Raw genomic sequence first — 24,619 nt, forward strand, 5'->3', positions numbered from 1 at the left:
CGGTGCGTGCGGCGCTGGCGGCATCCGCGCCGCCAGCGGCGGATCAGGCCCGCCTACCCGCCCGCGGCCACGCCGCGAGCGACCCCAGTGTCGCAAGAAACATGTCGGTGTGCGCGTCCCACACGTCGCCCTGCTGGCCGTTGTAGGACTCCGCGTCCTGCGGCGACATGGTCAGCGCGATCGCCCATTCGATCCATTCGTAGATCAGGCTGGTGCACATGATCGCCGCGACCGCCAGCACGAAGGCCTGGCGCGGCGACAGCGCCGGCCAGCGCTGGCGGAAATACTCGCGCACCGCCGGGGCGAAGCACACGCCGTAGAGGAAATGGATCAGCCGGTCGAAGTGATTGCGTTCCAAACCCAGCGCGCGATCCAGCGACCAGCCGCCGGTGAGCCACTGGATCCACTGGTCATAGGGCACATACGAATACAGCCAGCGCGCGGCGATGCAGTGCGCGATCATGAAGGCGCAGATCGCGACGAAATGGCCGCCGCGCAGCGGCCAGTGGCGATCGTGCCGCCACAGCCAGATCAGCCCGACCACGGTCAGCACGCTGTGCATGCCTTGTTCGTACGGGCTTTTCGGGTCGATCCAGGTGATGGCGAATACCGCCAGCACCAGGGCCAATGCGATCTTCTTGCTATACCGAGGCCCGATCGCGCTCATGCGTCCCTGCATTGCGGTGCTCATCCGATATGGACGCGCTCGCCTTCGCTGTGGCCGACCACTTCGCCGATGCGCCAGTGGGCCAAGCCCAGGCGCTTGAGATCGGCTTGCGTCGCGGAGACCGCTTCGTCGGGCACCACCAGCACGAAGCCGATGCCGCAGTTGAAGGTGCGCCACATTTCTTCGCGCGGCACCGCGCCTTCGCGCTGCAGCCAGTCGAACACCGGCGGCAGGGTCCAGGTGGCGGTGCGGATGTCCAGGCCGAGGCCTTGCGGAATCACGCGGATGATGTTTTCGGTCAGGCCGCCGCCGGTGATGTGGGCCATCGCGTGGATGCGGTGCTCGCCGTTGTTGGCGCGCAACAGTTCCAGGATCGGCTTGACGTACAGCGCGGTCGGTTCCATCAGCGCGTCGATCAGGCGCACGCCGCCGACGGCGACGTCGCCCGGCCGGCCGGCACGGTCGAAGATCCGGCGGATCAGCGAATAACCGTTGGAATGCGGGCCGCTGGAGGCTATGCCGATCAGCACGTCGCCCTTTTGCACGCGCGCGCCGTCGAGGATCTGCGATTTTTCGACCGCGCCGACGGTGAAGCCGGCCAGGTCGTATTCGCCCGGCGGATACATGTCGGGCATCTCGGCGGTTTCGCCGCCGATCAGCGCGCAGCCGGCGAGTTCGCAGCCGCGCGCGATGCCGCCGACCACCGACACGGCGGTCTCCACGTCGAGCTTGCCGGTGGCGAAGTAGTCCAGGAAGAACAGCGGTTCGGCGCCCTGAACCAGCACGTCGTTGACGCACATGCCGACCAGATCGATGCCGATGGTCTCGTGGCGGTTGAGTTCCTGGGCCAGCTTGAGCTTGGTGCCGACGCCGTCGGTGCCGGAGACCAGCACCGGCTCGCGGTACTTGCCCGACAGATCGAACAGCGCGCCGAAGCCGCCCAGCCCGCCCATGACTTCGGGACGGAAGCTGCGTTTGACCAAGGGCTTGATGCGTTCGACCACCTCGTTGCCGGCGTCGATGTCGACCCCCGCATCGCGGTAGGTCAGCGGCTTGGGGGAGGTGTCGGAAGGAGATGCGGTCACGGCGGCCCCGGCGGTCGCGGAAGGAAACGCGGGATTTTAGCAGCCGCGAGGCGGTCAGAAGTGAGCGCGGCCTGGCCGCGGACCGGCTGCGGTCAGGCTGGGAGCGGCTTTCGTCGATCCGCGGCCGCCGCGGCCGGCCTCCGGCAGCGGCCCGTTCAGGCCCCGAATGGACGTTCCGACTCCACTGCGGCACCATTTCGGACCTTGAGCGCCGACATCGGACTTTAGGTCCGCGGTTCGGCCTTCGGGCCGGGTTTGCGGCTCGCCATGCGGGCTGGAAGCCCGCTCCTCAGCGGTACCCGCTCTTCGGCGGTACGGATAGACATAGGGATAGCGATGGGCTTGTCGATGGGTAAGGCACTACGGGGTTGGGCGGTCGCAGCGATGCTGCTGGCGAGCTTCGCCGCGAGCGCGCAGCGCGTGGAGGGCGACCGCGCCCAGGCCGATGGCGCGTACTCGGCCGAGGTGCCGGTCGGCGGCCAGAGCGAGAGCGAGCGCAACGGCGCGATGGCGCGCGCGCTGGCCCAGGTGCTCAGCAAGATGTCCGGCGACCGCACCGCGGCCAGCCGGCCGGGCGTGGGCCAGGAACTGCGCCGGGCCAAGGATTACGCGACCGGCTACGACTACCGCCAGGACGAGGGCGTGTCCCAGGTCACCGGCGCGCCGACCTTCCAGACCACCCTGGTGGTCAATTTCGATCAGGAAAAGGTCGACAACCTGGCCTCGACCCTCGGCCTGCCCATTTGGCCGCAGCCGCGGCCCAAGCCGGTGCTTTGGCTGGCGATCGACGACGGCAGCGGTCCGCGCCTGGTCGGTCTGCCCCAGGCCAATGCGGCGCGCGCGGCGCTCAATCGCGCGATCGAACGCGGCTACAAGCTCGGCCTGCCGACCGGCAGCGCGGCCGAACAGGCCAGCGTCGGCGCGATCTGGCGAGGCGATGCCGCAGCGGTGGCCCGCGCCTCGGCGCGTTACAGCCCGCCGATGCAGCTGATCGGCAAGCTCTACCGGGTCAAGGCCGGCGGCTGGAAGGGCGAGTGGAGCTTCGTCGACGGCGGCAAGGTGGTCGGCAGCTGGGTCAGCACCGATCCGGACGCGCGCAAGGTCATGTCCGGCGGTGCCGACGGCGCCGCCGACGCCCTGATGAAGCGTTACGCCAAGCGCGGCGTGGCCGGTCCGCCGGGCACCTATCGCGTGGTCTTCACCGGCGTGCGCAGCGCCGACGACTACATCCGCCTAGCCGGCTATCTGCAGGGCCTGGCGGTCATCCGCAAAATCACTCCGGTGCGCGTCACCCCGGACAGCCTGGAGTTCGACTTGGAACTGTTGTCCGGCCTGCCCGGCCTCAAGCGCATGGCCGATGCCGGCGACACCCTGCTGGCGCTGGAAGGCCTGGAAGGCCAGCCGCCCGTGTATCAGTTGCACTGACGCATGGAACGGACTCCTCTGGAAGACATCGCCCTGTTCCTGCGCCGTCTGCAATGGACGGCGCTCGGCGTGGGCGCGTGCTGGCTGCTGTGGGTACTCGCCCCGGTACTGACTCCGTTCGTGGTGGCCGCGATGCTGGGCTGGCTGGGCGACCCGCTGGTCGACCGGCTCGAGCGCACCGGCCGTTCGCGCAACACCGCGGTGATCCTGGTGTTCACCATGATGGCGCTGCTGGTGGTGCTGGTGCTGCTGATCCTGGTGCCGCTGATCGAACGCCAGATCAGCACCCTGATCGTGTCGCTGCCGCGCTATCGCGACTGGTTCACCGGCACCGCGATTCCGTGGCTGGAGCAGCGCACCGGCTTCGAGATCAGCAACTGGCTCGATCTCAATCACCTGATCGAACTGCTGCGCAGCAACTGGGAGCGCGCCGGCGGCGTGGCGACCACGCTGCTGGGCTATCTGTCGCGTTCGGGCTTCGCGGTGATGGCGATGGTCGCCAACATCGCGCTGCTGCCGGTGCTGACGTTCTTCTTCCTGCGCGATTGGGACGTGCTGGTCGACCGGGTCGCCTCGCTGATTCCGCGCGATCACCTCGCCACCGCCAGCCGCCTGGCCAAGGCGTCGAGCGATGTGCTCGGCGCGTTCCTGCGCGGCCAGTTCCTGGTGATGATCACCCTGGGCGTGATGTACGGCATCGGCCTGTGGGCGGTCGGCCTGGATCTGGGCATCCTGATCGGCATCATCGCCGGCCTGCTGACCTTCGTGCCGTATCTCGGCCCGGCCAGCGGCATCGTCCTCGGCGTGATCGCCGCGCTGGTGCAGTACGGCGATTGGAAATACGTGGCCGGCGTGCTGGCGGTGTTCGGCATCGGACAGGTCGTCGAAAGCTACTGGCTCACACCCAAGCTGGTCGGCGACCGCATCGGGTTGCATCCGGTGGCGGTGATCTTCGCGGTGTTGGCCGGCGGCACGCTGTTCGGCTTCCTGGGCATGCTGCTGGCGCTGCCGATCGCGGCGGTGGTCAACGTGCTGTTGAGATATGCGCAGGAGCGCTACACCCACAGCCGGCTGTACGCGGGCGATCATCCGACCATCCTGCTCGATCCGGCGATCACGCCGAAGGAAACCGCTTCGGCCAACGGCAACAACAGCGGCAAGGCCGGCAACGGCGGTACGGAGCGCGAGACAGAGTGAGCGTTCCGCAGTTGCCGCTGGCCCTGCGCTATCCGCCGGACCAGCGTTTGGATACCTATGTCGATGCGCCGGCCGGCGCGATCGCGCAACTGCGCGCGCTGGCCACGCAGAGCCACGAAACCGCCGGTTATCTGGATCCGACCGGCGCCGATTGGGTGTACCTCGCCGGCCCGGCCGGCGTGGGCAAGACCCATCTGCTGCTCGGCGCCTGCGCCGCGGCCGAAGACGCCGGCCGCCGCGCCGCCTATCTGCCGCTCGCCGCGGCCGCCGGGCGTCTGCGCGATGCGCTGTTCGCGCTGGAAGGCAACGACTTGCTGGCGCTGGATGGGATCGAGGCGATCGCCGGCGACCGCGACGACGAGGTCGCGTTGTTCGATACCCACAACCGCGCGCGTCAGGCCGGCATCGCCGTGATCTACGCCGCGCGCGAAAACCCGGACGAATTGCCGCTGAACCTGCCGGACCTGCGTTCGCGACTGTCGCAATGCACGCGCATCGCGCTGACGCCGCTCGACGACGCCGGCCGCGGCGAAGTGCTGCGCCAGCGCGCGCAGCGGCGCGGACTTGCGCTGGAAGAGGCGGCGCTGGATTGGCTGCTCAAGCGGGTGGACCGCGACCTGGGCGGATTGACCGCCTTGCTCGACAAACTCGACCGCGCCTCGCTCGCCGCGCAGCGCCGCATCACCGTGCCGTTCCTGCGCCAGACCCTCGGCGCGGAGTAAGCCGAGTCCCTGGACTCCCGCGAAACCGCCGGGCTTGGCCATCGTGCGGAAGTGTTGGGCTTGCTCTGTAGGAGCGGCGCGAGCCGCGACCAACCGAAGCGACGCAATACCACTCAACCCACCGAAGCGATGAAATTCGGCGGCTCTAGAGCTTGAGGTGGATCGGCTTCGGAGGTGGCGCTGGCGTGAATCGCTTCGGTTGGTCGCGGCTCGCGCCGCTCCTACAGGGGACGCTTCGCGCGGTCTGAAGCGATGAAATTCGGCGGCTCTTGCAATGAGAGCTTGAAGTGGATCGGCTTCGGAGGTGGCGCTGGCGTGAATCGCTTCGGTTGGTCGCGGCTCGCGCCGCTCCTACAGGGGACGCTTCGCGAGCGACGCAATACCACTTAGCCCACCGAAGCGATGAAATTCGGTGGCTCTTGGAATGAGAGCTTGAGGTGGATCGGCTTCGGAGGTGGCGCTGGCGTGAGTCGCTTCGGTTGGTCGCGGCTTGCGCCGCTCCTACAGGGACGCTTCGCGCGGTTGGCGGCATCGCGTCAGGAGCAGTTCGAGCCGCGAGGTGTCAGGCCGGTTCGCCGAGCAACCGCTGATACACCGCCAGGTCGTTCGCGCTGAAACAACAAAACGTCACTTCCCGCAACTCGGGCGCGGCATGCGCGCGCGCCGTGGCGATGGCGATACGCGCCGCGGCTTCCAGCGGGTAACCGAAGATGCCGGTGCTGATGCAGGGAAACGCGATGCTCGTCAGCCCACGCTCGGCGGCGATCTCCAGCGAACGCCGATAGCACGAGGCCAGCAGGTCGGGCTCGCCTTCGCCGCCGCCGCGCCACACTGGGCCGACGGTGTGAATGATGTATTTCGCCGGCAATCGATAGCCGCCGGTGAGCTTGGCCTGTCCGGTCTTGCAGCCGCCGAGCAAACGGCATTCGGACACCAGTTCCGGCCCGGCGGCGCGATGGATCGCGCCGTCCACGCCGCCGCCGCCGAGCAGCGAGGAATTGGCCGCGTTGACGATCGCATCGACCGTCAGCGTGGTGATGTCGCCCTGGATCGCGCTCAGCCGCATCGCTCAGTCCCGCGCCGGCCAGTCGATGAATTCTGGCGCGACCGTGTCGGTCAGCCATACGCCGTTTTCCGAGCGGAAGAACGCGATCCCGCCGGCATGCATTTCGCCGGCGCGGATGCGCAGCACCAGCGGCTTGCCGTGACGGCCGCCGACCTTGATCGCGGTGGCCTGGTCGGACGACAGATGCACGTGCTGGCGGCTTTGCTTGACCAGCCCCAGATTGCGGATCGATTTGGCGAAGCGCGTGGCGGTGCCGTGGTACAGCGTGGCCGGCGGTTCCAGCGCGGTCAGGGCCAGGTCGACCTCGATCGAGTGGCCCTGGTTGGCGCGGATGCGCAGACCGTCCTCGCTGATCGCGAAGCGCTGTTTGTCGTTGTCGCGCACCACCTCGTCGATCAGCGCGCGGGTCACCGGCTTGCCGTTGGCGTTGGCCAGATCGATGAGTTCCTCGATGTCGGCCCAGCCGTTGGCGTCGAGGCTCAGGCCGATGGTCTCGGGTGCGTGGCGCAGCACCAGGCTGAGGAATTTGCTGGTCTTGGTAAGGCTTACGGCGGTCATGGGCGGTCCGGTGGGAGGTGGGGCGGCGGCGCGGTCGTCAGGCCGGATCTTGCGGAAACTAAGTATGGGTCGTCGTGGCCAGCGTGGCGTCGAGCCGTTGCAGGCGTTCGGGCGTGCCGACGTCGGTCCAGCGGCCACGGTGGTGGCTGCCGCCGAGCCGGCCGCGTTCGGCGCGGTCGCGCAGCAGCGGCACGGTGCTGAAGCGCGGCGGCGTGCGTTCGGTGCCGAGCGCGTCGCCGAGCAGCGCGCGCCAACCGTCGAACAGCGAAGCGCGGTACAAGCCGATGCCCGTGTAGGTCATGCGCGACTGGCCGAGGTTGCGCAGCCGATCGCCTTCGAGCTGGAAATCGCCCAGCGGACGTTCGGCCGGATTGTCCACCAGCAACAGGTGCGCGTCGCCGTCGAACTCGCGCGGCAGCGCGGCGAAGTCGTAATCGGTCCAGATATCGCCGTTGGCGACGATGAACGGCGCATCGGCGTCGGCGCCGTCGCGCAGCAGGTCGAGCGCATGCAGCATGCCGCCGCCGGTTTCCAACGGCGTATCGCCCTCGAAGGAATAGTGCAGACGCAGGCCCCAACGCGCGCCGTCGCCGAGCGCAGCGGGAAATTGTTCGGCCAGCCACGAGGTGTTGATCACCACCTCGCGCACGCCGATCGCGGCGAGTTTTTCCAGATGCCATTCGATCAGCCGCTTGCCGCCGACTTGCAGCAGCGGCTTGGGCGTATGCAGGGTCAATGGCCGCATGCGCTCGCCCAGGCCGGCGGCGAAGATCAGCGCCTTCATGCCGGCGCGCCTGCGTTCGCGGCCGGAGCCAGGGCAGGGCGCACGTAGCGTTCGACGATTTCGGCCAGCGGCGCCAGCTCGGGATAACGCGCCAGCACGATGTCCAGATACGCCAGGAACCGCGGCGCATCGGCCAGGTACTTGGGCTTGCCGTCGCGATGGTTGAGCCGCGCGAACAGGCCCAGGATCTTGATGTGGCGTTGCAGCCCGGCGAAATCGGCATCGCGGCGGAACCGGGCGAACTCGGGCAGCGCAATGCCGGCGGCGGTCGCGCGCGCGTGATAGCGCGCCAGCCACGCGTCGACCCGGTCTTCGGGCCAGCTGATGAAGGCGTCGCGGAACAGGCTGATCGGGTCGTAGGCGATCGGCCCCTTGAGCGCGCCCTGGAAGTCGATCACCGCCACGCCGCCGTCGACCGGCATCAGATTGCGCGGCATGTAGTCGCGGTGCACGAACGCCTGCCGCTGCGCGAGCACATTGTCGAGGATGCGGCGGTAAGCCAGATCGAGCCGTTCCAGATCGGTGCAATCGAGCGTGAGGCCCAGATGGCGGCCGAGGAACCACTCATCGAACAGGCGCAGCTCGCGCGCCAGGAAAGCCTCGTCGTAGGGCTGCAGATCCTCGGGGCAGGGCAGGGCCTGGATCTTCAGCAGCTCATCGAAGGCGGCATCGAACAGCGTGTCGGCGTCGGCATCGCCGGCTTGGAAGGCTTGCAGGAAGGTTTGCTGGCCCAGGTCTTCGAGCAGCAAAAAGCCCAGGTCCATGTCTTGAGCGTGCACCTGCGGTACGCGCACGCCGCCGTCGAGCAGCATGTCGCGGATGCGCAGCCACGGCCGCGCGTCTTCCAGTTCGGGCGGCGAGTCCATGACGATGACGCTGCCGGCCGCGGTGCGGCCGCGCCAGTAACTGCGGAAACCGGCGTCGAAGGAGGCGCGCACGAGGTCGAGGCGGTCGTCGCCGGTCGCGCTGCGGGCCCAGTTCAGGCGGGCGGCGTCGCGGTCGGTGGGGTGGGGCTGGGTCATGCGGGCTCCGTGCGGCCGGACTGGCTGCAGGCGCACAGGGTAAACGGCTGGGGCGTGCGGGTGAATGTCGCCGGCGAATACGCCCTCATCCGCCCCTCCGGGGCACCTTCTCCCGCAAGCGGGAGAAGGGCATTCCAGCGAATTCCGACTCCCTCTCCCGCTTGCGGGGTGAGCGGGCGCGGCTTGCGAGCCATTGGCTCGCGCGTCCGTGAAAGCCCAAACGCTACGCGTTTGTGCTGGGGCGGGCTGGGGTGAGGGCAGGCAAACTACCTGCACACGCGGACGTCAACGCAAAAAAGTAGGGCGAAGCCCACGCCACAGATCTCCCGAAAGCGGTCGCCACCGCCTCTTCCGGATTCCTTGCGCCGCGGACCCCGCCCTACGGGTGCCCGGGTACTGCTGAAAAACCTGATCCGATGAAGCGCGGAGCGGAGCCGGCGCGCTGCGTCGATTCCAGTGCGGCGGCACGTCCGCACCGCAATCGGGCGCGCACGGCTCCGCTCCACCTGTCACGGCTTACGCGGCGACGGTTTCCTCGCGTTCCAGCGAGGCCAGCCATTCGTCGTCGGAACCTTCCGATACGCCTTCGAACAAGAACGTGGACAGATAGCGTTCGCCGGTGTCGGGCAGCATCGCCAGCAGCACCGTGCCTTCCGGCGCCGACTCGGCGACCTGCAGCGCGGCGGCGACGGTAGCGCCGGCGGAGATGCCGACGAACAGGCCTTCCTCGGACGCGAGCCGGCGCGCGGTGTCGCGCGCGGTCACATCGTCGACCGGACGGATTTCATCGGCCACGCTGCGGTCGAGCACGCCGGGAACGAAGTCCGGCGTCCAACCCTGGATCTTGTGCGGCTGCCAGGCGTTGCCGCTGAGCAGCGAAGCACCGGCCGGTTCGGAGGTGACGATCTTCAGATCCGGCCGCGCGACCTTGAGCACCTGCCCGGCGCCGCTGAGCGTGCCGCCGGTGCCCCAGCCGGTGACGAAGTAATCGAGCCGCTTGCCGGCGAAATCGCGCAGGATTTCCGGGCCGGTGGTGCTGCGGTGATAGGCCGGATTGGCCGGATTGTCGAACTGCTGGGCCAGGAACCAACCGTGCTTCTCGGCGAGTTCCGCGGCCTTGCGCACCATGCCGGTGCCGCGTTCGGCGGCCGGGGTCAGGATCACCTTGGCGCCGTAAGCGCGCATCAGTTTGCGCCGCTCGATCGAGAAGGTTTCGGTCATCACCGCGACGAAGGGATAGCCGCGCGCTGCTGCGACCAGCGCCAGCGCGATGCCGGTGTTGCCCGAGGTCGCTTCTACGATGGTTTGACCCGGCTTGAGTTTGCCGCTGCGCTCGGCATCGAGCACGATCGCCAAGGCCAGGCGGTCCTTGACCGAACCGCCGGGATTGAACGATTCGACCTTGGCGTACAGCGAGACGTGCTTGGGCGCGACGCGGTGCAGTTTGACGATCGGCGTGTTGCCGATGGTGTCGAGGATGCTGTCGTACAAAGGCATGGAAGCTCTCCCGTGGCGTGGGTAAAGGGTCAGGCGGCCGCGGCGAACGCGGTGCTGCCGGAGGTTTCGTATTCGACGACGTCGGTCAAGGGCGCGTCGCCGAACCAATGCAAGCGTTGCGCCAGCGCGGCGACTTCGCCGACGATCAACAGGGCCGGCGATTGCACCCGATGTCCCTGCGCGCGTTCGGCCAGATTGGCCAGCGTGCCGGTCACCACGCGCTGTTGCCGGCGCGAACCGTTTTCGATCAGCGCGAACGGGGTCGAGGCGGCGCGGCCGTGTTCGATCAGCTTGTCGCGCAGCACGTCCAGACCCGACACGCCCATGTATACCGCCAGCGTCTGTTTTTCCTGCGCCAGCGACTGCCAATCGAGCGCGTCGGCCGAATCTTTCAGATGAGCGGTGACCACTCGCAGCGACTGGGCATGATCGCGATGCGTCAATGGGACGCCGGCGTAGGCGGCGCAAGCCAATGCCGCGGTGATGCCCGGCACGACTTCGAACGCGATACCGGCATCGGCGAGTATTTCCAGCTCTTCGCCGCCGCGGCCGAATACGAACGGATCGCCGCCCTTCAGACGCACCACGCGCTTGCCGGCGCGGGCGTGTTCGAGCATCAGCTCGTGGATGCGGTCCTGGGTGGTGTGGTGATTGCCGGCTTGCTTACCGACTTCGACCAGTTCTGCGTCGCGGCGCGCCAGCGCCAGCACTTCGGCGCTGACCAGGCGATCGTGCAGGATCACGTCGGCCTCGTTGAGCACGCGCAAACCGCGCAGCGTCATCAATCCGGCGTCGCCCGGGCCTGCGCCGACCAGCGCGACCGAACCGGCCGGAAGCGTATCGGGCTTGTCGTCGATCAAGGCCACGCCGAACGCGCGCTGGGCGTCGTCGAAGCGGCCCTCGCGAAGCAGCGCGGGAATCGGGCCGGCCAGCACGCGCTCGAAGAAACGTCGGCGCGCGCCGAGGTCGGGATAGTGGCGGCGGATGCGCGCACGTTCGCGGGTCAGCAGATGCGCGAGTTCGCCGAGCGATTCGTCGAGTTGGGTTTCCAGGGTTTCGCGCAGATGGCGCGCGAGCATCGGCGCGCCGCCGCCACTGGAGATCGCGATCTGCACCGGCCCGCGTTCTACCCGCGCCGGGACGTGAAAGGAGGAGGCGTGGACATCGTCGACCACGTTGACCCAGACCCGGCGCGCTTCGCCGGCCGCGGCGACGGCGCGATTGACTGCGGCATCGTCGGTGGCGGCGATCGCCAGCCAGACCTCGTCGAGCCATTGCGGCCGAAACGCGCCGTCGAGATGTTCGATGCGCCCCTGCTCGGCCCAGGCGGCCAGCGCCGGCAGCAACTGCGGTGCGCCGACCCGGACCCGGGCGCCGGCCTCGAGCAGCGCCGTGACCTTGCGCAGCGCCACCGTTCCGCCGCCGACCACCAGCACGGTGCGTCCGCGCAGATCGGCAAACAGCGGAAACAAGGGACTGGTCATGGCGGCGGGCGTGCGATCCAGGGACGATGGAGCGACCCTACGGCCGTCGGCGGGGTACCGGAAATGACGGGGCCGCCTTTGGACATGCCGTCACGTAATGAGCCGCTGCGTTGCGTCACGGATACTGGACAAGGCCACTATACGCCGGCTAGCCTATAAATCCCTTTATCCGAATAGAGCGATAAATACGTGGACGCGATGCGCCAGCGAATGTCCGGAACGCGACTGGACCACGGCAACGACGGCAAACCCGCGGTAGCGGGCTGTTGTCGCGCGCGCCGATTCGCCGCCGCCCGCTTCGCCCCGCATCGACTCTTATTCCGGACCGCTTCGCCATGACTCTGACTCAACTGCGTTACCTGGTCGCCATCGCCGATTCCGGCCTCAACATCACCCTCGCCGCCGAGCGCGTTCACGCTACCCAACCGGGCCTGTCCAAGCAGCTCAAACAGTTGGAGGACGAGCTGGGATTCCTGCTGTTCGTGCGCAAGGGCCGCAGCCTGGAAGCGATCGCGCCGGCCGGCGAGCGGGTGCTCGAACACGCGCGCCGCATCCTAGAAGAAGCCGGCAATATCCGCGCCTACGCCGCCAACGAGCGCGGCCAGCACGCCGGACGCCTGGTGCTGTCGACCACCCACACCCAGGCGCGCTATGTGCTGCCGCCGGTGATCGCCCAGGTCAAGCGTGATTTCCCGCAAGTCAGCGTGCATCTGCAAGCCGCGGCCGACGGCGAAGTGCTCTCGCATCTGTCGCACGGCAACGCCGATCTGGCGGTGATCAGCACCGCCGGCGCGCCGCCGGAAGGCGGGCTCGCGGTGCCCTTGTTCCGTTGGCGCCGGGTGGTGCTGGTGCCGCGCGGGCATGCTCTGGCCAAGCTTGATCGCTCGCCGACGCTGGCCGATCTGGCGGCGCAGCCGTTGATCAGTTACGAATCCTCGACCCGGCCGGAGTCCTCGTTGCGCCGAGCCTTCGCCGCCGGCGGACACGAGCCGCAACTGGCGATGACCGCGCGCGATGCGGACCTGATCAAGACCTACGTGCGCGCCGGTTTGGGCGTGGGCGTGCTGGCCGAGATGGCGGTGACCGCGCGTGATGAGGACCTCAAGGCCTTGATCGCGCCGGATGCATTCCCCGAATGCATCACCTGGGCGGTGATTCCGCGCGCCCGCGTGCTGCGCGATTACGCGCTGGAACTGCTGCACGGCCTGGCGCCGCAGATCGACCGTCGCGACTTGCGGCGGATCCTGGAAGGCAATCTGGAGCCGAACTGGCCCAAGGCGCCGACTTGGGTCGAACTGACTCAGCCGATCAGTTCATAAGCTTGCTTTCGCTCAGCTCCCTCTCCCGCGCGCGGGGTGAGTGGGCGCTGCTTGCGAGCCATTGGCTCGCGCGTCCGCGAACGCCCAAACGCTACGCGTTTGGGCTGGGGCGGGTTGGGGTGAGGGCGCGCGAATGCTGACTGCCCGCATCGGTTTCTATTCCGACTTTGCTGATGCGCTAGCCACGGTGTAGTCCGCACTTCTGTCCAGCTTCTTGCGCAGGTGGGAGAAGGGGTTTTGCTGTTCCCGCGGGCCCTCATCAGGCCCTTTGGGCCACCTTCTCCCGCAAGCGGAAAAGAGGTTTTGCCGGGAATTTTTCAAGCCGCCTGATTCTCCGCCGCCGGCTCGCTATCGAAATGCAACCCGCACTCGCGCTTGAGTCCGAAGAAACGCGTGTCTTCCTCGCGCATGCCCGGCTCGAGCTTGCGCGTGGTGTGGATGTCGCCGATCGAGACGTAGCCGTCGTGCCACAGTGGGTGATACGGCAGATCGTGCGCCTGCAAGTACTGCCAGACGTCGCGATCGCTCCAATCGGCGAGCGGATGCAGCTTCCAGCGCCCGTCCTTGATCTGCAGGAAATCCAGATTGGCGCGGCTGCCCGATTGGCTGCGGCGCAGGCCGGCGATCCAGGTGCGCACGCCCAGTTCGTTCAAGGCGCGCTGCATCGGTTCGACCTTGCGCATGCGGTTGTAGCGCTCGATGCCGTCGATGCCTTGTTCCCACAAGCGGCCGAAGCGCGCTTCCATCCAGGCCACGCCGATCTGCGGGCGATAGACCTTGAGGTTGAGCTTGAGCCGGTCGCCGAGCTCGTCGATGAAGCGGTAGGTCTCCGGGAACAGATAGCCGGTATCGACCACGATGATTGGAATCTTCGGCGCCTGCGCGGTCACCATGTGCAGCGATACCGCCGACTGCGCGCCGAAACTCGATGACAGCGCGTGCTCGCCGGCGGTGTTTTCCAGCGCCCAGGCAACGCGCTGTTGCGCCGACTGGGTGCCCAGCCAGGCGTTGAGTTCGGCCAGCGCGCGCGGCGATTCGGCGGCGGTCACGGGGTCGGTGGGAGCGCTCATGCGTGTGCCTTCGCAGCCGGGGCTGCATCGATCAGCGAAACGGGAATGCCGGTGGGAGTGGGGTAGGGAACGTTCACGACCTGGCTGCGCACCAGGAAATCGCCGAAGCCTTCGTCCGCATCGCGTTCATGGGCGTAGGCGCCCAGCAGCGGATCCAGCGCGGCCAGGATCTCGGCCTCGGCGATGTTTTCGCGGTACAGCGTGTTCAAGCGCTGGCCGCGATGATCGGCGCCCAGCATCAGGTTGTAGCGGCCGGGCGCCTTGCCCACCAGGGCGATCTCGCCCAGGTACGGACGCGAGCAACCGTTGGGGCAGCCGCTGATGCGCAGATTGATCGACGCATCGGGAATGGCATGCCGGGCCAGCAGTTTTTCGACTTCGCCGACGAAGTCGGGCAGATAGCGCTCGGCCTCGGCCATCGCCAGCCCGCAGGTCGGCAGCGCGACGCAGGCCAAGGCGTTGCGTCGCAAGTTGCTGGCCTGGGCGTAGCCGTCCAGGCCGTGCTGCGCGATCAGCGCATCGACCTGTGCGCGCACCGCGGCGGGCACGCCGGCGATCACCAGGTTCTGGTTCGGCGTCATGCGGAACTCGGCGCCGGCCTGGTCTTGCAGCAGACGCGCGATCTCGCGCAAGCCGCTCAAATGGGTCAACTCGTCGCCGAGGCCGTCGAGCGCGCCGTCGACGATGCGCCCGGCCGGAATGCGCAAGGTCAGATGGGCGCGGCCGTCGTCGCCCTCGACCCAACCGAAGCGGTCGCCGTTATGGCGGAAGGCGAACGGCCGCGCCGGGAGGAGAGGGAACCCGGCGCGACGTTCGACTTCCGCTTTGAACCACTCGAGCCCGCGATCGTCGATGGTGTACTTCAGACGCGCGCGCTTGCGGACCTCGCGATTGCCGAAATCGCGCTGCGCGGTCACCACCGCCTCGCCGACCTCGATCACCTGATCGGGCGTGACGAAACCGATCACGTCGGCCACCCGCGGATAGGTCTCCGGATCGCCATGGGTCGCGCCCATGCCGCCGCCGATGGTGACGTTGTAGCCGAGCAGTTCGCCGTTCTGGATGATGGCGATGTAGCCCAGATCCTGCGCGAACACATCGACGTCGTTGTACGGCGGAATCGCAAAACCTATTTTGAACTTGCGCGGCAGATAGGCCTTGCCGTAGATCGGCTCGTCTTCGCTGCCGCTGCCGTCGACGCGTTCCTCGTCCAGCCAGATTTCGTAGTAGGCGCGGGTATTGGGCAGCAGGTGTTCCGACAGCGCCGCCGCCTGGGCGAACACCGCCGCATGCGAGGCCGACAGCTGCGGATTGGCCGCGACCGCGACGTTGCGGTTGACGTCGCCGCAGGCGGCCAGGGTGTCGATCAGCGCGGCGTTGATCGCCTGCATGGTCGATTTGAGTTCGGTCTTGATCACGCCATGGAACTGGAAGGCCTGGCGGGTGGTCACGCGCAGGCCGCGTTCGGCGTAGGTGGTGGCGATCGCGTCGAGCTTGAGCCACTGCTCCGGGCTGACCACGCCGCCCGGCGTGCGGGTGCGGATCATGAAGCTGTAGGCCGGCTCCAGGCTCGCCTGACGGCGTTCCTCGCGCACGTCGCGATCGTCCTGCTGGTAGCTGCCGTGGTACTTGATCAGGGTCTGATCGTCGTCGTTGAGCGCGCCGGTGACCGGGTTGGCCAGGCTTTCTAGCAAGGTGCCGCGCAGACGCGCACTGGCTTGCTTGATGTTCTCGACCGAATGCGCGCTCATGCCGGCGCTCCGGTCCGCGACTGCGCGCGCGACCGCGGATGCAGCCCGAACGGAACGCGGACCGATCGCGACGGCGCGTTCTTGTCGACGCGCTCGATCGTGGCGGCATGGTTCCCGCGTTCCATCCGGACTGCCGGGGCAAGCTGCGGTCCGTGACGCTCAGTAGACTCCAGGCGCGCGGCGTCGGCCTGCGACGTGCGGCCCGATTCGACGAAATGGTGCTGGGACGAGCGGGGCTCGACCTGGCGAGTGACGACGGCGTACATCAATAGACATCCCGGGCGTAACGGCCCTGTTGCTGCAACTCGTTCAGATACTCTTCGGCGGCTTCATCGCTCTTGCCGCCGTGTTCGGCGATCGCCGCCAACAACGCGGCGTGCACGTCGCGGGCCATGCGGGTTGCGTCGCCGCACACGTACAGATGCGCGCCGCCTTGCAGCCAGTCGTACAGATCGCGGCCGTGTTCGCGCAGGCGGTGCTGCACGTAGATCTTTTGCGCCTGATCGCGCGAGAACGCCAAGTCCAGCCGATGCAGCTGGCCCGACTTCAACGCCGCCTGCCATTCGGTTTGATAGAGGAAATCGGTGCGGAAATGCGGGTTGCCGAACAGCAGCCAGTTGCGTCCACCGGCGCCGTCGGCGGCGCGTTCCTGGACGAAACCGCGGAACGGCGCGACGCCGGTACCGGGGCCGATCATGACGATGTCGCGGCTGCCGTCGGCGGGCAGACGGAAGCGCTCGTTGTGTTCGATGAACACCGGCAGGCGCTCGCCTTCCTCGGCCGCCGCGAGCAAGTGCGAGGCCGCGCCCCAGCGCGTGCCGTGCTCGCTGGCGTACTCCAGGTGGGCGACGGTGAGATGCGCTTCCTCGCCGACCGCTTTCTGGCTGGAGGCGATCGAGTACAGCCGCGGGGTCAGCGGACGCAGCGCGGCGACCAGTTCTTCGGCCGACCACTGTCCGTCGTAGCGCTGCAGCAGATCGATGACCTGGGTGCGCGCGAGCAGCTCGCTCAACTGCGCGGCGTTGTCGGGCGCGAGCAGGCGATTGAGTTCGTCGCTGCGCGCATGTGCGGCGTGGCTGGCGATGAACGGCCGCGCCAGCTTGGTCAGCTCGCGCTTGTCGCTCAGCCATTGGCGCAGCGGCAGATGCTGGGCGCCGTGGCTGACCGAGGCGTCGCCATCGAGCTCGAGCGTCTCCAGCACCGCCTGCACCAGCTCGGGCGGATTGCGCGGCCACAGGCCGAGCGCGTCGCCGGGCTGGTAATGCAGGCCGGAGCCTTCCAGCGACAGTTCGATATGGCGGATGTCCTTGTCGGCGGCGATCGGGCCGCGCGCGCTGGTACCGCGCGCGATCAGGCGCCGGTTGGCGATCAGCTCGGCCGCGAACGGCGCATCGCGATGGAACGCCGGCGCGGCCGGCAGCGGCCGCAGCGGTGTCACCGTGGCCAAGTGGGCGGCTGCCGGCTTGAGGGTGTCGCGGGCGTGGCTCAACGCCTGCTGCAGCCACGGCGTTGCGACGGTTTCGATGTCCAGATCGGCTTCGCCGCGCGCGAACAGGCGGTTCGCGCCGAGTTCGCTCAGACGCGCGTCGAGGCGGGCGCCGATCGCACAGAATTGCGGATAGCTCGAATCGCCCAGGCCCAGCACCGCGTAGTTCAGGCCCTTGAGTTCGGGCGCGCGCTTGCCGGCGATGAATTCGACCAGGCCGCGGGCATCGTCGGGCGGATCGCCGTCGCCCTGGGTGCTGATGACCACATAGAGCAGGCGTTCGTTCTTGAGTTCGCGGGTCGGGTAGGCGTCCGCGCGGACCAGGCGCACGCCGAGTCCGGCGGCTTCGGACTGGCCGGCGAGCTGCTCGGCCAGGCGCTTGGCGTTGCCGGTCTGGCTGCCGTAGACGATGGTCAGGCGTTCGCTGCTCTTGGCCTCGGGCACGGCCGCGGCCACGGTCGGGGCGAGCGCGCCGCCACCGGAGCGGGCCAACCCGGCCGCGTAGCCGGACAGCCACCACAGGCTGTTGCTGTCCAGGCCGTCGGTGAGGCGGGTGAGCGAATCGAGCCGGTCGGCCGGCAACGGTGTGGCCAGCAGAACGGGTGGGGACAAGGGGGCGGCGGTCGTGGCGGCGGCGGGCACGGCGGTCGGCCTGATAGCTTCGGAGAATGCAGGCTACGAGCCGCGCCGGGTCCGGCGGAAAGGATGCGCGGTTATGCGGACATGACCCGCGCTCATTTCTCCTCGAATCCGGGGGGATTTCTAATGGACCCCGTCGAGGCCATGGCCGGAGCCGGGTTTCGCCCCGGTTTCGGGGTGGCCGCCGCGCCGGTCCGGGCGGTATCCCCACGGGGTCCGATGTGGTTCGATGGATGCGCGCGGAGCTTCGCGCCGGCATCCGGGCCGCGATCGCCCACTGCATGTCGTTACAGGCCGGACGCCGCCGCGTCGCCCGGCCGCTCCTGGAACGCGGCTTTGCGACGAGTCCGCCTGAGATGAGTGCGTCACCCGATCTGAGCGTCCTGTTCGATCCCTCCGCCGATCCGGCCCAGCGGCTGGCGCCGCACGCGCTGAGCCACCTGGACCGGTTGGAGGCCGAAAGCATCCACATCCTGCGCGAGGTCGCCGCCGAGTTCGGCAATCCGGTGATGCTGTATTCGGTCGGCAAGGACAGCTCGGTGCTGCTGCACCTGTTGCTCAAGGCCTTCTACCCGGCGCGCCCGCCGATCCCGCTGCTGCACGTGGACACCGGCTGGAAGTTTCGCGAAATGATCGCCTTCCGCGACCACCGCGCCGCCGAAACCGGCGTGGATCTGCGCGTGCACATCAATCCCGACGGCCTGTCCCAGGGCATCGGCCCGGTCAGCCATGGCGCGGCGGTGCATACCGACGTGATGAAGACCCAGGGACTCAAGCAGGCTCTGGACTGGAACAAATTCGACGCCGCGATCGGCGGCGCGCGCCGCGACGAGGAAAAATCGCGCGCCAAGGAACGCATCTTCTCGTTCCGTAATCCGCAGCATCGCTGGGATCCGAAGAACCAGCGTCCGGAGCTGTGGAGCCTTTACAACACCCGCATCCACGGACGCGAAAGCGTGCGCGTGTTTCCGATCTCCAACTGGACCGAACTGGATGTGTGGCTCTACATCTACCGCGAGCGCATTCCGGTGCCGTCGTTGTATTTCGCCGCGCAGCGCCCGGTGGTGGAACGCGAGGGCAGCCTGATCCTGGTCGACGACGAGCGCCTGCCGCTGCGCGAGGGCGAAGTGCCGCAACAACGCAAGGTGCGTTTCCGCACCCTGGGCTGCTACCCGTTGACCGGCGCGATCGAATCCGAAGCCGATACGCTGGAGAAGATCATCGCCGAGATGCTGGTCGCCACCACCTCCGAACGACAGGGGCGGATGATCGACCACGACCCGTCCGCGTCGATGGAGCGCAAGAAGCAGGAGGGCTATTTCTGATGGCCGTGCAATTCGAATTTCCGCCCGGAGGCCGCGACGCGTTGCGCACGGCCGACCGCGCCGCGCCGGCCGCCAACGACGAAGGCATCGCCGCCTATCTGCAACAGCACGAACGCAAGAGCCTGCTGCGTTTCATCACCTGCGGCAGCGTCGACGACGGCAAGAGCACGCTGATCGGCCGTTTGCTGCACGACACCCAGCGCTTGTTCGAGGATCAGCTGGCCGCGCTCGACGCCGACAGCCGCCGGCACGGCACCCGCAACGGCGAGATCGACTACGCGCTGCTGGTCGACGGCCTGGCCGCCGAACGCGAGCAGGGCATCACCATCGACGTCGCCTACCGTTATTTCGGCACCGATCGGCGCAAGTTCATCGTCGCCGATTGCCCCGGCCACGAGCAGTACACCCGCAACATGGCCACCGGCGCGTCCACCGCCGATCTGGCCGTGGTGCTGGTCGATGCGCGCAAGGGACTGCTGACCCAGACGCGCCGGCACAGTTACATCGTCTCGTTGCTCGGCATCCGCCATGTCGTGCTGGCGGTCAACAAGATGGATCTGGTCGATTTCGATCAGGCGGTGTTCGAGCGCATCGTCGCCGAGTACCGCGAACTCGCCGACAAGCTCGGCATCGAGCATGTGCACGCGGTGCCGTTGTCGGCGCTCAACGGCGACAACCTCACCACCGCTTCGGCGGCGACGCCATGGTTCGGCGGCGCCAACGTGCTCGAGTATCTGGAAACGGTCGACACCGCGCGCGATGCGGCCGAACTGGGCCTGCGCCTGCCGGTGCAATGGGTCAATCGCCCGCACCAGGATTTCCGCGGTTTCGCCGGCACCATCGCCGCCGGTGCGGTAAAACCCGGCGATGAAATCGTCGCGTTGCCCTCGGGCCGGCGTTCGCGGGTGCAGCGCATCGTCACCGCCGACGGCGATCTGGAGCATGCGGTCGCCGGACAGGCGATCACGCTGACCCTGGAGGACGAACTCGACATCAGCCGTGGCGACGTGATCGCCAGCGCTCGCCAGCCCGCTCAGGTGGCCGATCAGTTCGCCGCGCACCTGCTGTGGATGGATGCGAACCCGTTGCTGCCCGGCCGTTCCTATTGGTTGAAGCTCGGCACCCGCACGGTCAGCGCCAGCATCACCGAGATCAAGCACAAGATCGACGTCAACAGCCAGGCGCAGTTGGCGGCGCGGCAGTTGGAACTCAACGAAGTCGCGTACTGCAATCTGGGCCTGGATCAGGCGATCGCGTTCGAGGCCTATCGCGACAACCGCGAACTGGGCGGCTTCATCCTGATCGACCGCCAGACCAACGCCACCGTGGCGGCCGGCACGCTGGACTTCGCCCTGCGCCGCGCCGAGAACGTCCACTGGCAGCCGGTCGATGTCGACAAGGCCGCGCGTGCGCGCAACAAACGGCAGAGGCCGCGTTGCGTGTGGTTCACCGGTCTGTCGGGTTCGGGCAAGTCGACCATCGCCAATCTGGTCGATAAGCAACTGCATGCGCTGGGCCACCACACCTTCATCCTCGACGGCGACAACGTGCGCCATGGTCTCAACAAGGACCTGGGTTTCACCGATGCCGACCGGGTCGAAAACATCCGCCGCGTCGCCGAGGTCGCCAAGCTGATGACCGACGCCGGGCTGATCGTGCTGGTGAGCTTCATCTCGCCGTTCCGCGCCGAGCGCGGACTGGCCCGCGAGCTGTTCGAGGACGGCGAGTTCGTCGAGGTGTTCGTCGACACGCCGCTGGAGGAAGCCGAGCGGCGCGACGTCAAGGGGCTGTACGCGAAGGCGCGCGCCGGCAAGATTCCCAACTTCACCGGCATCGATTCGCCGTACGAAGCGCCCGAATCGCCGGAACTGCGCTTGGCCACGTTGGAAGAAGACGTGCAGAGCCTGGCGCAACGCGTGGTCGATTACCTGCGCGATTGAGGACCGATGGCCGGCGCCGATATGAAGTTGTTTGTGAGAGAGGCTTTAGCCCCGACCGAGGTCCGAACATACTTCCAGCCATCGTCGTGGCCATGGTTCGCAGTCGGGCCTGAAGGCCCTCCCACAACAGATTCCGCGGCAGCGGCATAAGCTTGAAGTTTTTTGTGGGGGGCTTTAGCCCCGACCGAGATCTGGTCGCGCGCTCAAGCGCTCGAATGAAAACAAAAACCCCGGCCGGAGCCGGGGTCTTGCGTCGCGATTCGTGAGTTCCCGAAACTAGGACTTCGCGGTCTTGCTGCGGATCATCTCGTACAGGAACAACAGCACGATCGCGCAGACCACCGACACGATGATGCCGATGAAACCGCCGCCGCCGTAGATGAGGCCGCCGATATAAGCGCCGGCGATGCCGAGCAGGATGGTCAGGATCCAGCCCATCGGGTCCGCGCCCGGCTTGAAGAAACGCGCGAGGATGCCGATGATCGCGCCGATGATGATCGTGGAAATGATGCCGCCGAACATGGCTTGCCTCCTGGGGAGGATAGTGGGACTGCGGCAGGATCATGTGACCGGCGCCGTCGCCGCCGCGTGAGGGGGCGCAGCCGGGTTGTCTCGCCGTTAAGCCAACCGCCCAGGCACAATCGCGCGCCGCTGCGCGAACCGTTTCGCAACCCGTCCGCCGGCTCGTTCTGCGAGGCAGTTCCGCTTTATCGATCATCGAAGCCGCCGATCCGCATCCGCCGCGCGGCGACGCGCGTACAGCCCTCGACATGGCCGCGATGGAGCGGTCGTGGCGATCGTACATCCCGCCGTTGCGCACCGCGCCGCGCGTTCAACGCGCGCGGCCGCTCACGACCTTGGAGAGTGATCATGAAATCCGAACGTCTCGTATCGATGGCATTCGCGGTACTGGCCGCGGCTGCCGCGCCGGCCTACGCGCAAACCGCCGACGACGGCTGGAGCGGCTTCTACATCGGCGGCAATCTGGGCTCATCCGAACCCGACGGCGACGGCGGACGGTTTTCGTTCGACAACAATCTCGATGGCACCTATGGCGATACCGTGCGCACCGCGGCCGGGGCCGATGCGTTCTCGCCGGGGTTCTGCGACGGCGCCGCCGGCGGACGCACGCCGGGCTTGGGTTGCCGTGACGACAAGGGCGGCGCCGATTACGGCGTGCGCGCCGGTTACGACTGGCAGGCCGGGCGTTGGGTCTTCGGCCTGCTGGCCGAGTACACCCAGGGCGACATCCGCGACAGCGTATCGGCGTTCAGCACCACGCCGGCGTTCTACACCATGACCCGCGATCTCGACGATACCTTGGCCCTGCGCGGTCGCGTGGGTTGGACCTTCGGCGGCGAAGGCGACTATCTGCTGTATCTGACCGCTGGCGCGGTGCGGGCTACGATCGATCACAGCTTCGCCACCAGCAACGCAGCCAACGCATTCACCCTGAGCGGCGACGATCGCGCCGACGGTTGGCAGGCCGGATTAGGGCTGGAACGCAAAGTGCTCGACCATTTCTCGGTCGGCCTGGAGTATCTGTTCAGTCGCATCGACGACGACGATTTCCGCGTGCGCACCTCGCGCGGCACCGCGCCAGCCAACAATCCGTTCCTGTTGGTCAACGCCAACGGCACCGACTTGCGTCGCACCGACAAGGACTTCGAATTCGGCAGTTTGCGTTTGACCGCGACGTATCGGTTCTGAGAGCGCGGAAATTTGAATCGACGGGTGTCGCGATCGTTCGATGACCTTCGCAAAGAAAAAGGCGGACCCGATGTGGGTCCGCCTTTTCTGTTCGGGGCGTCTTACTCTGACGACGCAGGCGCGAGGTCTCTGTGGGAGGGGCTTTCAGCCCCGACCGAGGTCCGGCCTCATCCCACGCCCTTATCGCCGCTTCGGCTCAGCAGCAGCCGTGATCGCCGTGACGATCGCCGCTGTCGGCCGCGACCGCGGCACCGGTCGTCTCGCCGCGCTGGCTGGCCTGATGATGCTCGGCCACCACCCGCGCCACGCACGCGGTCACGCGCTTGCCCATCGGGATATGCAGGAACTCGTTCGGCCCGTGCGCGTTGGAATGCGGACCCAGCACGCCGGTGATCATGAACTGCGCGCCGGGGAACTTCTCGCCGAGCATGCCCATGAACGGAATCGAGCCGCCTTCGCCCATGTACATCGCCGGCTGGCCGAAGAATTCGCGGCTGGAGGTGTCGATGGCGCGGCTCAACCACGACGACATCGCCGGCGCGTTCCAACCGCTGGAGGATTTCTCCAGTTCCAACGTGACCTGCGCGCCGTTGGGCGGATCGCGCAGCAACACTTCCTTGAGCAACTCGCCGGCGCGCTTGCCGTCCAGGGTCGGCGGCAGACGCAGCGACAACTTCACCGAGGTATGCGGACGCAGTACATTGCCGGCCGAGGCCAGCGACGGCATGCCGTCGACGCCGGTCACCGACAACGCCGGGCGCCAGGTGCGGTTGAGCACCAGTTCCGACAAGTCCTCGGCGGCACCCTGGTTGAACATCGGCTTCATCCCCGGCAGGAACGGGAACTTGTCGTAGATCGCCGTGCCCAGCACCTTGGCGGCCTGACGCGCCTGCTCCAGGCGTTCCTCCGGCACGTCTACGTACAGGCCTTCGATCAGGATCTTGCCGCTGGTTTCGTCTTCCAGGCGCGAGAGCAACTGGCGCAGCAGGCGGAAGCTCGACGGCACCACGCCGGAGGCATCGCCCGAATGCACGCCTTCGCTGAGCACCTTGACCGTGAAATTGCCGCCGGCCAGACCGCGCAGCGAAGTCGTGCACCACAACTGGTCGTAGTTGCCGCAGCCCGAGTCCAGGCACACCACCAGCGAGGGCTGGCCGATGCGGTCGGCGAGGTGATCGACATAGGCCGGCAGGTCGTAGCTGCCGGATTCTTCGCAGGCCTCGATCAGGATCACGCAGCGCGAGTGCGGAACCTGCTGCTCCTGCAGGGCGAGGATCGCCGCCAGCGAACCGAAGATCGCGTAGCCGTCGTCGGCGCCGCCGCGGCCATAGAGCTTGTCGCCCTTGATCACCGGCTTCCATGGGCCGAGGTCGTCGTCCCAACCGGTCATCTCCGGCTGCTTGTCCAGATGGCCGTAAAGCAGCACGCAATCCTCGTCGCGTGTTTGTGCCGATGCCGAGGCATCGGCGGCGCCGTGGTCGGGCATGCCCGTAAAAGCCGGAATATCGAGGAAGATCAAGGGCGTACGGCCCTCAAGGCGGACCACTTCAACCTGCATGCCGGGGATGGACTGGGACTTGGCCCAGGACTCCATCAACTTGACCGCGTCGTCCATGTAGCCGTGCTGGACCCAGTCGGCGTCGAACATGGGCGATTTGTTGGGAATGCGGATGTATTCGACCAATTGCGGGACGATTTCGTCGTCCCATTTCTGACCTACGTAGCGGTCGACCTTGCTGGCGTCCATGGTTCGGGGCCTTCGAAGCTGGGAAAGCCGCCAGTTTACGCCTGCCGGGGCATGTAGGACTTTTCCTACCCTGCGCTGCGGCTCTGCCCGACTTCGCGTAGGCCGGCACGGCGATAACCTGTGCC

21 protein-coding genes are annotated in these 24,619 nt (G+C 67.5%); 7 read left to right on the forward strand and 14 right to left on the reverse strand.

The window, feature by feature from the left end; all coding sequences use genetic code 11:
• Positions 1-43 precede the first annotated feature (43 nt).
• Both ACTOWJ_RS25075 and purM read right to left on the reverse strand, forming a co-directional pair.
• Positions 44-667, reverse strand: coding sequence for a DUF2238 domain-containing protein (locus ACTOWJ_RS25075; RefSeq protein WP_441337346.1), 624 nt, complete (start codon positions 665-667; stop codon positions 44-46).
• A gap of 20 nt (positions 668-687) precedes the next feature.
• Entirely contained in the window at positions 688-1,752 is a 1,065-nt protein-coding gene (purM, locus tag ACTOWJ_RS25080; RefSeq protein ID WP_441337347.1) for a phosphoribosylformylglycinamidine cyclo-ligase, read from the reverse strand.
• 336 nt (positions 1,753-2,088) lie between these two features.
• Here purM and ACTOWJ_RS25085 point away from each other — a divergent pair, with 336 nt between their 5' ends.
• From ACTOWJ_RS25085 to hda, 3 genes are read left to right on the forward strand one after another with little or no spacing between them, the layout of a single operon-like run.
• Entirely contained in the window at positions 2,089-3,177 is a 1,089-nt protein-coding gene (locus ACTOWJ_RS25085; protein ID WP_441337348.1) for a DUF2066 domain-containing protein, read from the forward strand.
• A 3-nt stretch (positions 3,178-3,180) separates the two neighbouring features.
• Entirely contained in the window at positions 3,181-4,374 is a 1,194-nt protein-coding gene (locus tag ACTOWJ_RS25090) for an AI-2E family transporter (protein ID WP_441337349.1), read from the forward strand.
• Complete coding sequence (hda, locus tag ACTOWJ_RS25095; RefSeq protein WP_441337350.1) at positions 4,371-5,096, forward strand: DnaA regulatory inactivator Hda; 726 nt, start codon at positions 4,371-4,373, stop codon at positions 5,094-5,096. Before ACTOWJ_RS25090 ends, hda begins: the two co-directional genes overlap by 4 nt.
• Before the next feature lie 562 nt (positions 5,097-5,658).
• Here hda and ACTOWJ_RS25100 read toward each other — a convergent pair.
• The 6 genes from ACTOWJ_RS25100 to cysG form a co-directional block, all read right to left on the reverse strand.
• Entirely contained in the window at positions 5,659-6,162 is a 504-nt protein-coding gene (locus ACTOWJ_RS25100) for an O-acetyl-ADP-ribose deacetylase (protein WP_441337351.1), read from the reverse strand.
• A 3-nt stretch (positions 6,163-6,165) separates the two neighbouring features.
• On the reverse strand, positions 6,166-6,720 hold the full coding sequence (locus ACTOWJ_RS25105; protein ID WP_441337352.1) for an RNA 2'-phosphotransferase: 555 nt from the start codon (positions 6,718-6,720) through the stop codon (positions 6,166-6,168).
• A gap of 58 nt (positions 6,721-6,778) precedes the next feature.
• A complete protein-coding gene (murU, locus tag ACTOWJ_RS25110; protein ID WP_441337353.1) occupies positions 6,779-7,504 on the reverse strand; it encodes an N-acetylmuramate alpha-1-phosphate uridylyltransferase MurU in 726 nt (241 codons plus the stop codon).
• Positions 7,501-8,526, reverse strand: coding sequence for an aminoglycoside phosphotransferase family protein (locus ACTOWJ_RS25115; RefSeq protein ID WP_441337354.1), 1,026 nt, complete (start codon positions 8,524-8,526; stop codon positions 7,501-7,503). Before ACTOWJ_RS25115 ends, murU begins: the two co-directional genes overlap by 4 nt.
• 516 nt (positions 8,527-9,042) lie before the next feature.
• Entirely contained in the window at positions 9,043-10,023 is a 981-nt protein-coding gene (gene cysK / locus ACTOWJ_RS25120; protein ID WP_441337355.1) for a cysteine synthase A, read from the reverse strand.
• 29 nt (positions 10,024-10,052) lie between these two features.
• Positions 10,053-11,507 carry a siroheme synthase CysG gene (gene cysG, locus ACTOWJ_RS25125; RefSeq protein ID WP_441337356.1) on the reverse strand — a complete coding sequence of 485 codons (1,455 nt, stop codon included), beginning with the start codon at positions 11,505-11,507 and terminating at the stop codon, positions 10,053-10,055.
• A gap of 335 nt (positions 11,508-11,842) precedes the next feature.
• On the opposite strand from cysG, the gene ACTOWJ_RS25130 reads away from it, so the two are divergent.
• The gene (locus ACTOWJ_RS25130; RefSeq protein WP_441337357.1) at positions 11,843-12,826 is read left to right on the forward strand and encodes a LysR family transcriptional regulator; all 984 of its coding nucleotides are present in this window, start codon (positions 11,843-11,845) and stop codon (positions 12,824-12,826) included.
• 317 nt (positions 12,827-13,143) lie between these two features.
• On the opposite strand, the gene ACTOWJ_RS25135 is transcribed toward ACTOWJ_RS25130, so the two are convergent.
• The 4 genes from ACTOWJ_RS25135 to ACTOWJ_RS25150 are packed head-to-tail and all read right to left on the reverse strand — an operon-like array spanning position 13,144 to position 17,775.
• Positions 13,144-13,896 (reverse strand): phosphoadenylyl-sulfate reductase, encoded by a 753-nt coding sequence (locus ACTOWJ_RS25135; protein ID WP_441337358.1) that lies wholly within the window; start codon positions 13,894-13,896, stop codon positions 13,144-13,146.
• Positions 13,893-15,647 carry an assimilatory sulfite reductase (NADPH) hemoprotein subunit gene (cysI, locus tag ACTOWJ_RS25140; RefSeq protein WP_441337359.1) on the reverse strand — a complete coding sequence of 585 codons (1,755 nt, stop codon included), beginning with the start codon at positions 15,645-15,647 and terminating at the stop codon, positions 13,893-13,895. Before cysI ends, ACTOWJ_RS25135 begins: the two co-directional genes overlap by 4 nt.
• The gene (locus tag ACTOWJ_RS25145; protein WP_441337360.1) at positions 15,644-15,913 is read right to left on the reverse strand and encodes a hypothetical protein; all 270 of its coding nucleotides are present in this window, start codon (positions 15,911-15,913) and stop codon (positions 15,644-15,646) included. The genes cysI and ACTOWJ_RS25145 overlap by 4 nt, the downstream gene beginning before the upstream one ends.
• Positions 15,913-17,775 (reverse strand): assimilatory sulfite reductase (NADPH) flavoprotein subunit, encoded by a 1,863-nt coding sequence (locus ACTOWJ_RS25150; RefSeq protein ID WP_441337361.1) that lies wholly within the window; start codon positions 17,773-17,775, stop codon positions 15,913-15,915. The genes ACTOWJ_RS25145 and ACTOWJ_RS25150 overlap by 1 nt, the downstream gene beginning before the upstream one ends.
• 353 nt (positions 17,776-18,128) lie before the next feature.
• Between ACTOWJ_RS25150 and cysD the strand changes: the two genes are divergently transcribed.
• Positions 18,129-19,097: a sulfate adenylyltransferase subunit CysD gene (cysD, locus tag ACTOWJ_RS25155; protein WP_441337362.1), complete on the forward strand. Its 969-nt coding sequence runs from the start codon at positions 18,129-18,131 to the stop codon at positions 19,095-19,097.
• Positions 19,097-21,037 carry a sulfate adenylyltransferase subunit CysN gene (gene cysN / locus ACTOWJ_RS25160; RefSeq protein WP_441337363.1) on the forward strand — a complete coding sequence of 647 codons (1,941 nt, stop codon included), beginning with the start codon at positions 19,097-19,099 and terminating at the stop codon, positions 21,035-21,037. Before cysD ends, cysN begins: the two co-directional genes overlap by 1 nt.
• 276 nt (positions 21,038-21,313) lie before the next feature.
• On the opposite strand, the gene ACTOWJ_RS25165 is transcribed toward cysN, so the two are convergent.
• Positions 21,314-21,559: a GlsB/YeaQ/YmgE family stress response membrane protein gene (locus ACTOWJ_RS25165; RefSeq protein WP_441337364.1), complete on the reverse strand. Its 246-nt coding sequence runs from the start codon at positions 21,557-21,559 to the stop codon at positions 21,314-21,316.
• Between the two features lie 348 nt (positions 21,560-21,907).
• On the opposite strand from ACTOWJ_RS25165, the gene ACTOWJ_RS25170 reads away from it, so the two are divergent.
• Positions 21,908-22,747, forward strand: a complete 840-nt coding sequence (locus tag ACTOWJ_RS25170) for an outer membrane protein (RefSeq protein ID WP_441337365.1) — start codon at positions 21,908-21,910, stop codon at positions 22,745-22,747.
• A gap of 196 nt (positions 22,748-22,943) precedes the next feature.
• On the opposite strand, the gene ACTOWJ_RS25175 is transcribed toward ACTOWJ_RS25170, so the two are convergent.
• Positions 22,944-24,494: a M20 family metallopeptidase gene (locus ACTOWJ_RS25175; RefSeq protein WP_441337366.1), complete on the reverse strand. Its 1,551-nt coding sequence runs from the start codon at positions 24,492-24,494 to the stop codon at positions 22,944-22,946.
• Positions 24,495-24,619: the final 125 nt, after the last annotated feature.

The sequence above is a fragment of the Lysobacter sp. CA199 genome (assembly GCF_052078715.1).
In the GTDB taxonomy this organism is placed as follows: domain Bacteria; phylum Pseudomonadota; class Gammaproteobacteria; order Xanthomonadales; family Xanthomonadaceae; genus Lysobacter.